Below are 12,975 nucleotides of genomic sequence, written 5' to 3'. Positions count from 1 at the left end.
AGCGCCCAGTTTCAATAATAACTCAAACCTTGGGGTCTATTATAAAAATGGAATGTGGAATTAGAATGTATGAGGAGGGATGTACGTGAAGGAAGATATAAAGGTAACAGTTGACCGCTCTAAATGCGTTGGTACAATGACTTGTATGTATGCATCAAAAGGAATCTTCTATTTAAGAGAGGGAAAGGCAGAAGTTAAAAATTCAGAGTCACATAGCGCAGAAAGTATAATGGAAACAGCAGAATTATGCCCCGTTAGTGCTATTACAGTAATTGATGAAAATACAGGAAAGCAGTTATTTCCTTAAGTACCCATAGTAGAGGTTTAAACAACGAGGGACAAATCCCCTCGTTGTTGTAGTCTTTTAAGACAATCCCAAAAATTAACAACTATTTCGAATAAATAATAAAAACTAACTTTTTAGTTTTTATTATTGACTAAATTTAAATAAAGATATACAATTTGAACAAAAGTTCAGATAATACAGAATATTTTAAATTAATATACAAAACTTTTTCAATTTAATAACCTCTATAGTAAGAAACATGAATTTAATTTTTAACTATTTGTTTGATAAACTACTGTTATGTAGAATATTCGATACATAAAAGAACAATCTACTAAAAAGTTATTTTACCTTAAAGGGAGGTGATTATGAAAATTCTTGATAATTATTTCTACATGGAAGATTGTCAATATTCGTCTAGTGGTACTAAACAATAAAATGAAAGCGTTTACTAATCCTGCTGAATAAGAATGAAGCTTATCTTTTAATAATTTTATATAGGGGGAAATTATATGATTACAAAAAAATTGAACTTAATAATGTTAATTACGTTGTTATCACTTTTATTAGCATTAACAGCATGTGGAGGCTCTTCTGAAACTGGGTCAAGTGAACCAAATGAGGGTGATTCTAATGGCACATCAAGTGCTGAAACTTATACGATAAGAATTCCTGCTGTTGTAAATGAAGATAACTTTGTTGCTGTTGGTTTTAAGAGATTTAAAGATCTAGCAGAAGAAAAAAGTGATGGAAGGTTAAAAGTAGATTTATATTTAAACGGTACTCTTTCTGCTTCTAATGAAGAAGATCTTCAATTACTAAGCGATGGCTCAGTTGAAATCATTGGAATGCCTTCATTTATCGGTGCTCAAGCAGGTGGTATTGATGGATTTAACATCTATGATTTCCCATTCCTATTTGATGGTCGCGAGGATTTTTATAAATTAGCAGAGGGACCTCTTGGACAAGAGTTACAAGAACAGTTTGAACAAGCTACTGGTGGGAAAATTTTAGGATACTATGATATTGGTGGATTATCATTACTGAACAGTAGTCATACAATTAAAGAACCAAGCGATTTAAATGGTTTAAATATTAGAACTCCACAATCGTCGTTATTTATGGATACAGTCTCAGTAATGGGGGGGAATCCAACACCTATTACATTCGCAGAAGTATACACTTCATTACAACAAGGAACAATCGATGGTTTAACAACGACATTACCATTAATGTATGACTCTCAATTCTATGAAGTAAGTAAATATCTTACTGTTACAAATCACGTATTAATTCCATATGTGTTCACAATCAATAATGACTTCTTTGAAGGACTCCCTGAAGATTTACAATCCATTTTATTGGAAGCTGCTGAAGAAATGATTCAATTCTCTAGAGATTTAGTAGTAGATCATGAAGTTACAGCAATAAAAAATCTAAAAGCTGAAGGTGTAGAAGTATATGAATTAACTCCTGAAGAGTATGAAGTTTTCGGAGAAGTAGTTCAAACAGCAATTGAAAAGAACATTGATCTAGTTGGAGAAGATGTATATAACAGAGCATTAGAGTTATTAGGAAAATAAAAATTAGTCCACATGCTAATGCAAAATGCTGTTATCACAATTAAAAGAGGGTGAGGCACCCTCTTTTAAAACAGATTTTCAGCACTTTTGTGTCAGCCTGATTTTATTAATCTTATTTTGAAGAGGGGGGATCAGATTGACAACAGAAAGAAAAAAAATACCTATTGAAGGGTATGTTTGTTTCCTCTTACTTTTAGCCATTACCATCATTATGGGGCTTGAAGTTGTCGCTAGGTATGTTTTTAGTAATTCATTTCGTTGGTCGGGTGAATTATCTAGGTATCTATTCATTTGGTTTATTTTTATCGGAGCCAGCTATGCAATTATTGAAAAAACACATATTCGAATTGAATCGATAAAAATGGCCTTTCCAGTTAAAGTGAGACCCTACCTTGAGTTGTTAGGTAACATTCTATGGTTTGCCTTTTCAATTTTTGTTGCTTATATTGGTTTCAAATACAGTGTAAATATGTTGAGTGGTAAGGGTAATATTTCAACAGCTATGCGAATTCCACTCGGGATTATTTATATATCAATTCCGATAGGTTACACCCTTATGGCATTTCGATTGTTGCAACAAGCCTATAAAGATTTTAAAAGTAATAATCTAGTAAATGCTAAGGAGGAGTGAGTCACTTGCTAATTACTTTTTTATTGTTGTTTACGATGTTCTTCTTACTTATTGCAACGAATATGCCAGTGGCCATTGCCCTAGGTATTTCTAGTCTTGTTGTACTGATTATTAATGACCTTGCGACTTTAAACCTCTTCATTACAGCTTCATTTGGCGCGAGTGATTCATTTCCACTGATTGCAATCCCCCTTTTTATTTTAGCTGGTGAGATTATGAGTAAAGGTGGTATTGCTAAGCGCCTCGTATTATTTGCAGAAAAGCTTGTAGGTTCTTTTACAGGCGGTCTTGGAATAATTACGGTAATTGCTAGTTTTATCTTTGCTGCCATTTCAGGTTCGGGGCCTGCAACAGTAGCAGCTATTGGTGGAATTATGCTTCCTTATATGATTAATAGAGGTTATGCTAAGCCTTATGCAGCTTCTATTGTAGCAAGTTCAGGATCAATGGGTCCTATTATTCCACCAAGTATTTTATTCATTCTTTTTGGAGTTATATCAGGTGTATCCATTGGTGGACTATTTATCGCAGGTATTATCCCTGGAATCCTAATTGGAATTGCATTAATTATTGTAAACTATATTATTTGTAAAAAAGAAGGTTATGTTGGAGGAGAGAAAAGTAGTTTTAAAGAAATGCTCAAAGCATTTTATGACGCTAAGTTTGCTTTATTAGCACCAATTATTGTTTTAGGTGGGATCTATGGCGGAATTTTTACACCGACAGAAGCTGCGGTAATCGCTGTTTTTTATAGTTTAATTATTAGTTTACTTGTTCATAAAGAAATCGGGTTAAAAGATATTCCAGATATCTTTATGCGTACATCAGCGGTTAGCGGTGGAGTTTTAATATTAGTTGGAGCTGCAGCATTCTTTGGTCGCGTATTATCGTTAGAACAAATTCCTCAATATCTATCTGAATTACTTAGTGGTATTTCAACAAATCCAATTGTCATTCTACTCATCATTAATGTGTTCTTACTCCTAGTAGGGATGGTAATGGAAACGATTGCTGCATTGATGATTTTTGTCCCATTATTACTACCAATTGTAGTGAATTTAGGGGTAGATCCGATGCATTTTGGTATAATTGTTTGTATCAATTTAACTTTAGGTTTATTAACACCACCAATGGGAGTTAATGTATTTATTGCTTCTCGAATGGCAGGTATTTCCTTTGAAAAAACGTTTAAGTATTTAGTTCCAATCTTTATTGCGTTACTTATCGTTTTATTAATTGTCACTTTATTCCCGCAAATATCACTTTTCTTGCCAACTCTATTGAGATAAACCTATTAACTAAAAAACTAGATTGATCTGAAATAGGAGGTTAATAATGAAAGCGATTGTGTTAAAAGATGTTGTAAAACCTGGGGAAAAAAAAGCAGATTTATATTTAGAAGAGGTCGAAACTCCAAAGCCAGGCCGAGGTGAAATCCTTGTCCAATTACGTTCCGCCGCATTAAACCGTCGTGATGTTTTTATTCGTTATGGTATGTATCCAGGAATCCAAGTCCCTTCCATACCTGGTGCTGATGGTGCAGGTGTTGTAGCAGACTTAGGTGAAGGTGTCCAAGGATTCGAAGTAGGAAATGAAGTTGTAATAAACCCTGCTATGGGTTGGGGAGACCATCCAGACTTTCCGAAACCTACATTTACTGTACTTGGCGTTCCTATTGATGGGACCTATGCTCAGTATATTAAAATTCCTGCTGAAAATGTATTTCCAAAACCTGCATATTTATTATGGGAAGAAGCTGCTGCCCTTCCACTAGCTGGTCTTACTGCTTATCGCTCTGTTGTAACAAAAGGGAAAGTTAAGGAAGGGGATACAGTCATTATTCCTGGTATTGGTGGTGGAGTTGCCACTTTTGCTCTACAGATTGCAGTTGCTAAAGGAGCTCAAGTATTTGTCACTTCAAGTAGTGAAGAAAAAATTGCCAAAGCTGTTGAATTAGGGGCATCAGGTGGAGTTAACTACCGATCCGAAAATTGGGTAAAAGAATTGAAGAAGTTGTCTGGTGGTGGAGACCTCTTAATCGACAGTATTGGAGGAGATACCTTTAATGACTTAGTGAATCTTGCAAAGCCTGGAGCAAGAATTGTCTCATTTGGTGCAACACTAGGTCCAGTAAATAACCTATTAATGCCTCGAGTTTTCTTTAAACAACTTCATATTATGGGTTCAACGATGGGTACACCAGAAGAGTTTGCTGAAATGCTTTCTTTATATGAAAAAAATAAAATCCGCCCTGTTGTAGATCAAGTCTACCCATTAGAACAAGTAGATGAAGCACATATACAAATGGAAAAAGGAAGCCAGTTCGGTAAGATTGTTTTAACCATTCCTCAATAATGCCCAATTTCATTCCCCCACATAAGTCCATAGATTTAGTGGGGGAATACATACATACTCAATCACTTTTTAATTATAAACGGAGGATTAATCTTTGAAAACAAAAGAACTATTTGACCTTAAGGGTAAAACTGCAATTGTACTGGAGGCTGGCGCGGGTTAGGTGAACAAATCGCAATTGCCCTAGCAGAGTTTGGTGCCAATGTTGTTGTATATTCGAGAAAGATTGAAGACTGTGAAATAACGAGTCAAAAACTTCGTGAATTAGGTATTAAATCTTTAGCGATCAAATGTGATGTGACAAATCCAGATCATGTAAATAATGTATTATCAGAAACAATAAAAGAGTTTGGAAAAATTGATATTTTATTTAATAACAGTGGCGCAACATGGGGTACACCACTAGAAGATTCCAAGAAAATGGCTAAAGCTGTTTTAGAAGAGAGCGAAGAAGCTATTTTAGCTCAAACTCCATTAAACCAGTTTGGTTCTGATGATGACCTAAAAGGAGCTTCTGTTTTTTTAGCATCCAACGCTAGTGCATATGTTACTGGAGCTATTATAATGGTAGATGGTGGATATAGTGCCATGTAACTACTATTTTAAAAAATAAAAACAACAAATAGATTAATTTACAGCTGACATCTTTTCATTAATATTCTCTTATTTCCATTACAATACTTCTACTATTCTTCTAATAGTTATTACATTCCTCTTTCGATAAAATCCATATAAAAGCCTCCACCTACTCGGTAATAAGTGGAGGTTTGACCTCTTTTTAATTCGTAGTAAAATTTAAATGATTTAAGTTTATAATAATAATTCTGAATAATCCTATATATAAGTTTCAAGAAAGTCTTCAAATCATATAAATTATTTAGGAGGAATGATGAATAGTGACCAAAATAATGGACAATAGAGGGTACTAAAAATACTGGAATGAGGAAAGAGAAACATTAGATCCTCATAAAAGAAATGGACTTATCCTAAAGAGAATACAAAACCAATTAGAGTACGCCTTTAACACATTACCTTTCTATCGAAAACATTTTGATCAACATAATTTTAAGCCATCTGATGTTAAAACCTTAGAAGACTTCACCCTGAAAGTACAATTATTACTAAAAATATGCTTGTAGCTGACCAGCTAGAATCAGCGCCATTTGGAAGTTATGCTGGACCTTTTAAGTCTAAAGATATTGCAAGAATCAAGGTTCAAGTCGTACATCTGGAACACCAACATTCTATCAAGTAAGTAAAGAGGATTGGGAACGTGCGGCTGAAGTTCATGCGATGGCTATGTGGTCAACAGGGCTAAGACCTGATGACACGATCCAAATCGGTTTTCCTTTTTCGTTATTTTTTGGAGGTTGAGGTGTATTGCAAGGCGCAGAACGAATTGGATCTACGGTTTTTCCACTAGGAGCCATCGAATCTGATAAACATCTAGATATGATCAATAAAATTAAACCTTCAACCTTTTCGGGGACTGTCTCTTATTGCATGCATTTACTTATGAAGGCACGTGAAAAGGGAATGAATTTAAAAGAAAGTTCAGTTACAAGGTTAATAGCAGGCGGAGAGATTGGAGCTTCTTTACCAAATACGAAAGAAATATCAAGAGGCTGGTTTGGGGCCAGGATATTGATGTTTTTGAAATTCATGATGCAGCAGCATCATCAGAGCTAATGACTTATGAAGAACTGGGATTATGTGATCATGGAAATGCTGTCCAATTAATAGTAGACAAAATTACTTTCTTGAATGGTTCTAAGCCAGTAAATACGAGTGGAGGACTTGAGGCAAAGGTCATCCTGTTGGAGCAACTGGTATTGGTCAAATTTGTTAGTTAGTTTTCCAATTGAGAGGTGAGGTTGGTCCAAGACAAGTAGAGAATGCAAAGGTTGCTTTATCTGAGAATGCTGGTGGGTTTTTAGGTCAGGAAAACGCAGCAAGTGCGATTACAATTTTAAAAAGGTAGGAGGCAATTATATGAGAGAAGTTGTTGTTATCGAAGCAGTACGGACTCCGTTAGGAAAAAAAGGGGGAATATTTAGCAATATTCGTTCAGATGAGTTGGCGGCTTCTGTACTAAAAGAAGTCGTGAACAGGTCTGAAATCGAACCAGAAACGATTGAAGATGTCATAATGGGCTGTGTTACTCAAGTTGGGGAACAAGCAGCCGATATTGGTAGACTTGCAAGTCTTCTAGCAGGTTTTCCTATTGAAGTTCCTGGAACTACAGTTGATAGACAATGCGGGTCTAGTCAACAAGCCATTCATTTTGCTGCTCAAGCCATTCTTAGTGGTGATATGGATGTAGTTATTGCTGCTGGTATCGAAAATATGACAAGAGTTCCGATGTTTTCAAATTTTTTAGGACCTGTTGATTTTCATCCAGATTTAACTTCTCGATTTAAGATGACAAACCAAGGAATGTCAGCAGAATGGATTGCTGACAAATGGGAAATTAGCCGCGAAGAAATGGATCAATTTGCTTATGAAAGTCATCAAAAAGCGATTAGAGCAATGAATGAAAATAGATTTAAAACAGAAATTCTACCAATTGAAGTAATCAATGAGGCTGGGGACAAGGAGATAATTACTAAAGATTCTGGACCTCGATTTAATACAAGTATAGAAAAACTTAGTACTTTATCACCTGTGTTTAAAGACGGTGGAAAGATACATGCAGGAAACTCAAGTCAAATAAGTGACGGTGCGTCTGCTGTTTTGCTTATGGAAAAACAAAAAGCTATTGAGTTGGGTTTAAAACCAAAGTTTAAAATACTCGCAAGGTCAGTCATCGGCTCAGACCCGACTCTTATGTTAACAGGACCGATTACGGTAACAGAAAAGATATTAAAAAGAACGGGTCTATCAATAGAGGATATTGATATATATGAGGTAAACGAAGCTTTTGCTTCCGTCCCAATGGCGTGGTTAAAAGAAACAGGTGCTGACCCAGAAAAGTTAAACCCAAATGGTGGAGCTATTGCACTCGGTCATCCACTAGGGGCAAGTGGTACTCGATTATTTACAACTTTGCTTCATGAGCTCGAAAGAACAGGTGGAAAGTATGGATTACAGACGATTTGTGAAGGACATGGGATGGCTAATGCTACAATAATTGAAAGAATTCAATAATGATTGGAGGTAAAGTCATTTGGTAGAAGGAAATATTCAACTAAATCATATCGTTGATGCTTTAGTGCACCAAGTATCAAGAAAACCTAATCATACCTTTATAAAATACAAAAGGAAGAGCTTTTCATATCAACAAGTAGATGAACGTTCAACACAAATTGCCCACGTATTGTCGTCTAAAGGTATCAAAAAAGGTAGTCATGTTGCGTTATTATTAAAAAATCACCCTGATTTTATTTTCATATGGTTTGCACTAGCTAAATTAGGAGCTGTCATGGTTCCCGTAAATACACATATTAAAGGAGACAGTTTAAAACATATTTTAAACCATTCGGATTCTCATTTACTAATTTATGATAAAGTTTTTGAGGAAAATATTAGTAACGTGAAACAAAGTCTATCTGACAAAATAAAGATCATGAATAAATTATCCATAATAGAAGAGAGTTTTAACTATAGTAAAACAATTAAGCCCGCAAATATATCGCAACAGGACCCAATGTCAATCATTTACACATCTGGTACTACGGGTCTCCCAAAAGGAGTTATATTATCACATTTCACTTACATTAATACAGCATTAAAATTCGTCGATGAATATGGAAAAGTTAAAGAAGAAGATATTTTATATACTTGTTTACCTTTATTTCATTGCAACGCACAACAGTTATCTACAATGGGAGCTCTATTAAAAGGAGCACAGCTCGTTTTATCAGAACGCTTTAGTGCCTCTAATTTTTGGAAAGAAGTGAAAGAAAGCAAGGCGACGTTTTTTAATTACATTGGTTCGATGTTAACTATTTTATATAAACAAGAGCAAAGCATGACAGACCGTGATCATTCAGTAACTAAAGTATTTGGAGGAGCTGCACCGAAAGAAATATGGGAAGGGTTCGAAAAACGATTTAATTTAAAGATCCTAGAAGGGTATGGACTTAGTGAAGTAGCGACTGTAAGTATGTGTAACACGTTGAGAGACCAAAAAATAGGTTCAATTGGGAAACCTTTATCTCACCTAGACGTGAAAATTGTTGCTCCAAATCGTAAGGAATTACCACCTAATACAGATGGTGAAATTGCCATTCGTGCAAAACAAGAAAACACGATATTTTCAGGGTATTATAAAATGCCAGACAAGACCGCTGAGGCAGTTGAAGACGGCTGGTTTTTCACAGGGGATAGAGGTTCTGTGGATGAAGAAGGCTTCTTTTACTTTAAAGATAGATTGAAAGATTGCATACGTTACAGGGGGGAAAATATCTCTTCTTATGAAATTGAGAAGATTATTAATAAGCATCCAGATGTAGTAGAAAGCGCAGCTGTTGGTGTTCCTTCTGAACTGTCTGAGGAAGATGTAAAGGTATATTTAATATTAAAAAGTAATATAGACGAAAAGAAATTCGACTTTGAAAAATTCATCAAGTATTGCGAACAAAATATGGCTTATTATATGATACCACGCTATATAGAACTTCGTCACAAATTTCCGAAGACAGCAACCGAGAGAATCCAAAAGTATGAATTACGGAAAGAAGGTATTGATTCGGCGTGGGACCGTGAGAAGCATAATATTAAGAAATAAGAAATGTGGAGCCTGACATAACATGCATTTTTATCTAGTTTGTCTTTCAATTTAGTTATATATCAAATGATACGATATATTGCTAATTAAATATTATTTTAATTAAAGGGAGAGTGCATAACATGGGTTTAAGAACAGGACTATTTTTTATGCCAGATCATCCAGAAAAAGAGAATACGACTTTAGCTTTAAAAAGAGACATAGAACAAATTATTTATGCTGAAAAATTAGGATTTGATGAGGTATGGATGGGGGAGCATCATTCGGGAGGAAGAGAAATCGTTCCATCAGCAGAAATTATGTTAGCTTATGTTGCAGCGCTTACTAAACGTATTACATTAGGGACGGGTGTCGTTTCACTACCTTACCACCATCCATTTCAAGTAGCTGAGCGAATTGCCTTTCTAGAACACTTAACGGAAGGCAGACTAATATTGGGGGTAGGTGCAGGAGGATTACCAAGTGATATGGAATTATTTGATATTGCTCCTGAAGAAACGCGTCCAATGATGAATGAATCATTAGAAATGATTATGAAAATATTTAGTACGGAAGGACCTGTTTCTCATAAAGGAAAGTATTGGGAAATGAACGAAATGGAGCTAAATGTAAAACCATATACAAAGGGCGGACCACCAATGGCAATTGCCGGTTTGGCAACGTTAAACAGTTTTACTCTTGCTGCAAAACATGGTATTTCTCCATTAAGTGTAATGTTTTCTCCAGTCCATGTTCTTAAACAACACGGCGAAACATTAGATGTAGTTGCAGCTGAACACGGTCGGCCTTCACCACGACCTGATTGGAGAATCACTCGAGTTGTTTATGTAGCTGAAACTACTGAACAAGCTTGGGAGGATATTAGAGCAGGTGCAGAAGAAACGTATTATGATTACCTCTTTGGGTTAGGGTTAAGACCGCTTGCGAAAGTAGACCCAGATATGCCTGATGAGGATGTAACATTAGAATATATGGCCGAAACGGGTCCATGGATTATAGGAAGTCCTGATGATTGTGTTCGAAAAATTAATAACCTAAAAAAAGAAATAGGTGAATTTGGTACGTTATTAATAACTACTTATGATTGGACAACAGTAGATAAGTGGAATAAATCACTCGAGTTGTTTATGCGTTATGTAAAACCTAGAATTTAAATATAATATTTTTTGAAAGCGTTTTCTATTAAAGGGGGAAGGGTATATATAATAAGAATTTTATATTTTCCTCCTTTTTTATTTTTCTAATCTTAGTAATAAAAATCGTTCAATTTCAGTAAATAAGGAAATATGAAATGACTTGAATACAAGAAATATAGGGACTTCGCCAAAGTGAAGAAATGTCTCTTCAAAGGGTAGAGAGTAAAGAGTTGCAAAACATAAATTTTATGGAAAATTAACAGTAATAGAAAGAATTGATTGTATAAGTAGTCCCGAATAGTTTTCACCCAACAGGTGCAATTGCTAGAAAAGCAAAATATGATGAAAATGTTAAATTAATTGAATTCATTCCAGCAAATTTTATCATCGGTAGGGATCGAGTAAATGGTCGTAAAGTAGTTGTCGGTGCAGATGTTACCAATTCGAGGTGGAGCCGCAGACGAATTAATCCAGTGAAAACAAATTTATGCTAAACGATTGGGCGATAGGACAGGTGGAGAAGGAAGTGTAAATTACCTGGATACTGAAGGACATACGTATATTCTAATTAACCCTGCATGGAATTTAGTCATAGCTAATATGGAATGAGTGCTTGTCGTTTCTGCTTGTTTAGGATCAGTTGCGGGACTTGGAGATACTAGAGTAGCACCTTCTCATTTCTAAGTTATGGTTGAAAAAACCTTCAGCTTTTTGTAGCAGCGCAGGGCCCCCTGTTGTCACCTTTAGTTTGGGACAGGAATTAACGAAGGAGGAGTTAGATAGTGTACAAGTGAATGCTCAAGTAGAGCGATAGATATTTTTGTTTAGTACGAAGAGGAGGCATTTTCACAAATTCAAACATTTTTATCATACCTACCTTCTAACGATTGGCAAGCTCCACCAATCATTGAGAGTAAAGACGACCCTAATCGCAGAGTGGAAAGACTGATTTCAATCATTCCTAAACATCGTAGGTCCCCCTATAAAATTCGCGATATTTCAAATATTATCTGCTATAAATTCAATTTTGTTAAGGGAAATTATTATGGTTGGAGGTACAATAACCGTGAGTTGCGAAGTTAAATGGGTATCCTGTCCGTGTCTTACCCATACGTCAATAGAAGAGGGCTAACTTCGGAGAAGTTAAAGCGATTTTTAGATCTATGTCAAATGTTTCACTTACCAGTTGTCGATGAAGTAGATCACCCTGAAATGGTTATAGGTCTTACATCTGAAGAAAAGGGAATGATCCGAAAAGGGGAATGAGGAATATCAGCAAGCAAAATGACGATGGTCGAAATAATCCTTCGACGTGTTTTTGGAGTTGGTTGTGCTGAAATGACGAATGAACATGGTTTGAATTTACAGTATGCGTGGCTGTCAGGAGAGTAGGTTCTTTATCTTTATCAGTGAAGGAGAGTACATTTAGCTTGTCTTCGGGAATTAAAAGCTAGTGATAGTCCTGAAGCACTATTAAATGAATTGATGGTAATAGGATATTATTTAATGCTTCTTAAGTTGGGCTTTAATGTTATAAACGATCGATCAGTTTGGATCTTACCTATACTACTACTTTTATTAAAGTTACAGATAGGGTCTTAACGGAGAATTTATATTGTTGTTAAGCAGTATGAAGTTATTTATAAGCAGATATTAAAGGTGAAATGCTAATTTGGCGAATTTAGTAAGGCACAAATACTTAGTTCACACTCTTTTTTGACTCTTTTGACAATAGTGTTGAATAATGATAAGTTTGTTTTAAAATTGGGAATAGAAAAAGGGAGAACCAATGGAAAGAAAAGATAAATACTCAATTAGTGAAATTGCTTCGATGTTTGATATTACATCAAGAACGATCCGTTATTATGAACAAGTCGGTCTGTTAAAATCCGAAGAACGAGAAGGTCCAACGCAACAACGTTATTTTACAGACAGTGAACGGCGTAGGTTAAAATTAATTTTGCGTGGAAAGCGCCAAGGGTTTAAATTAGAAGAAATTAAAGAAATGATTGACCTTTATGAGTCAAACCCGACAGGTGAAAAGGAAAAACAGCGTATCTTACAATATGCTGATGAAAAGATAGCTGAAATTACAGAAAAAATTCATGAATTAGAAGTGATGAGAACCGAGATTGAAACTAATCGCCAACGGTTTTTAGAAGAAAATACGAACTCACCGAAGGGATAAATTGAAAATCTCCTTATAGTTACTTTCAGTATCTATAGGGAGATTTTTTTTTACCATTGGAAATGAA

The 12,975-nt window shown here is 35.3% G+C and carries 14 protein-coding genes and 1 pseudogene; all 15 read left to right on the top strand.

Annotated features, from left to right (window positions below; genetic code table 11):
- The first annotated feature begins 85 nt into the window (after positions 1 to 85).
- Entirely contained in the window at positions 86 to 307 is a 222-nt protein-coding gene (locus GKP30_RS06800) for a ferredoxin (protein WP_328703125.1), read from the top strand.
- A gap of 491 nt (positions 308 to 798) precedes the next feature.
- Positions 799 to 1,869, top strand: a complete 1,071-nt coding sequence (locus GKP30_RS06795) for a TRAP transporter substrate-binding protein (protein ID WP_216828663.1) — start codon at positions 799 to 801, stop codon at positions 1,867 to 1,869.
- 136 nt (positions 1,870 to 2,005) lie between these two features.
- A complete protein-coding gene (locus tag GKP30_RS06790; protein WP_216828662.1) occupies positions 2,006 to 2,500 on the top strand; it encodes a TRAP transporter small permease in 495 nt (164 codons plus the stop codon).
- 5 nt (positions 2,501 to 2,505) lie between these two features.
- Positions 2,506 to 3,789 (top strand): TRAP transporter large permease, encoded by a 1,284-nt coding sequence (locus tag GKP30_RS06785; protein WP_236034937.1) that lies wholly within the window; start codon positions 2,506 to 2,508, stop codon positions 3,787 to 3,789.
- Between the two features lie 46 nt (positions 3,790 to 3,835).
- Positions 3,836 to 4,855 carry a zinc-binding dehydrogenase gene (locus tag GKP30_RS06780; RefSeq protein WP_216828661.1) on the top strand — a complete coding sequence of 340 codons (1,020 nt, stop codon included), beginning with the start codon at positions 3,836 to 3,838 and terminating at the stop codon, positions 4,853 to 4,855.
- Between the two features lie 94 nt (positions 4,856 to 4,949).
- Positions 4,950 to 5,449, top strand: a pseudogene (locus tag GKP30_RS06775) (SDR family oxidoreductase).
- 786 nt (positions 5,450 to 6,235) lie between these two features.
- Positions 6,236 to 6,544 (top strand): hypothetical protein, encoded by a 309-nt coding sequence (locus tag GKP30_RS06770; RefSeq protein WP_216828660.1) that lies wholly within the window; start codon positions 6,236 to 6,238, stop codon positions 6,542 to 6,544.
- Entirely contained in the window at positions 6,544 to 6,708 is a 165-nt protein-coding gene (locus GKP30_RS24010; protein ID WP_407928593.1) for a thiolase C-terminal domain-containing protein, read from the top strand. The genes GKP30_RS06770 and GKP30_RS24010 overlap by 1 nt, the downstream gene beginning before the upstream one ends.
- An 8-nt stretch (positions 6,709 to 6,716) precedes the next feature.
- Positions 6,717 to 6,836 carry a hypothetical protein gene (locus tag GKP30_RS24005; RefSeq protein WP_407928591.1) on the top strand — a complete coding sequence of 40 codons (120 nt, stop codon included), beginning with the start codon at positions 6,717 to 6,719 and terminating at the stop codon, positions 6,834 to 6,836.
- Positions 6,837 to 6,847: 11 nt separating this feature from the next.
- Entirely contained in the window at positions 6,848 to 8,002 is a 1,155-nt protein-coding gene (locus GKP30_RS06765; RefSeq protein ID WP_216828659.1) for a thiolase family protein, read from the top strand.
- A 19-nt stretch (positions 8,003 to 8,021) separates the two neighbouring features.
- Complete coding sequence (locus GKP30_RS06760; protein ID WP_216828658.1) at positions 8,022 to 9,584, top strand: ATP-dependent acyl-CoA ligase; 1,563 nt, start codon at positions 8,022 to 8,024, stop codon at positions 9,582 to 9,584.
- Between the two features lie 122 nt (positions 9,585 to 9,706).
- Positions 9,707 to 10,738 carry an LLM class flavin-dependent oxidoreductase gene (locus GKP30_RS06755; protein ID WP_216828657.1) on the top strand — a complete coding sequence of 344 codons (1,032 nt, stop codon included), beginning with the start codon at positions 9,707 to 9,709 and terminating at the stop codon, positions 10,736 to 10,738.
- 834 nt (positions 10,739 to 11,572) lie between these two features.
- Positions 11,573 to 11,803 carry a carboxyl transferase domain-containing protein gene (locus tag GKP30_RS24000; RefSeq protein ID WP_216828756.1) on the top strand — a complete coding sequence of 77 codons (231 nt, stop codon included), beginning with the start codon at positions 11,573 to 11,575 and terminating at the stop codon, positions 11,801 to 11,803.
- A gap of 15 nt (positions 11,804 to 11,818) precedes the next feature.
- Complete coding sequence (locus GKP30_RS06745; protein WP_216828656.1) at positions 11,819 to 11,986, top strand: hypothetical protein; 168 nt, start codon at positions 11,819 to 11,821, stop codon at positions 11,984 to 11,986.
- 523 nt (positions 11,987 to 12,509) lie between these two features.
- Complete coding sequence (locus GKP30_RS06740) at positions 12,510 to 12,908, top strand: MerR family DNA-binding protein (protein ID WP_216828655.1); 399 nt, start codon at positions 12,510 to 12,512, stop codon at positions 12,906 to 12,908.
- The last annotated feature ends 67 nt before the right edge of the window (positions 12,909 to 12,975 follow it).

The sequence above is a fragment of the Alkalihalobacterium elongatum genome, assembly GCF_019024285.1.
Lineage (GTDB): Bacteria > Bacillota > Bacilli > Bacillales > Bacillaceae_F > Alkalihalobacterium > Alkalihalobacterium elongatum.
Note: the sequence above shows the minus strand (reverse complement) of the source record. Positions and strands in the feature narration are given on the sequence as shown.

Excerpts from the sequence above, each read along its gene's own strand:
- GKP30_RS06795 (WP_216828663.1), top strand. The coding sequence starts at position 799 with ATGATTACAAAAAAATTGAACTTAATAATGTTAATTACGTTGTTATCA.
- GKP30_RS06780 (WP_216828661.1), top strand. The coding sequence starts at position 3,836 with ATGAAAGCGATTGTGTTAAAAGATGTTGTAAAACCTGGGGAAAAAAAA.
- GKP30_RS24010 (WP_407928593.1), top strand. The coding sequence starts at position 6,544 with ATGACTTATGAAGAACTGGGATTATGTGATCATGGAAATGCTGTCCAA.
- GKP30_RS06765 (WP_216828659.1), top strand. The coding sequence starts at position 6,848 with ATGAGAGAAGTTGTTGTTATCGAAGCAGTACGGACTCCGTTAGGAAAA.
- GKP30_RS06755 (WP_216828657.1), top strand. The coding sequence starts at position 9,707 with ATGGGTTTAAGAACAGGACTATTTTTTATGCCAGATCATCCAGAAAAA.
- GKP30_RS06740 (WP_216828655.1), top strand. The coding sequence starts at position 12,510 with ATGGAAAGAAAAGATAAATACTCAATTAGTGAAATTGCTTCGATGTTT.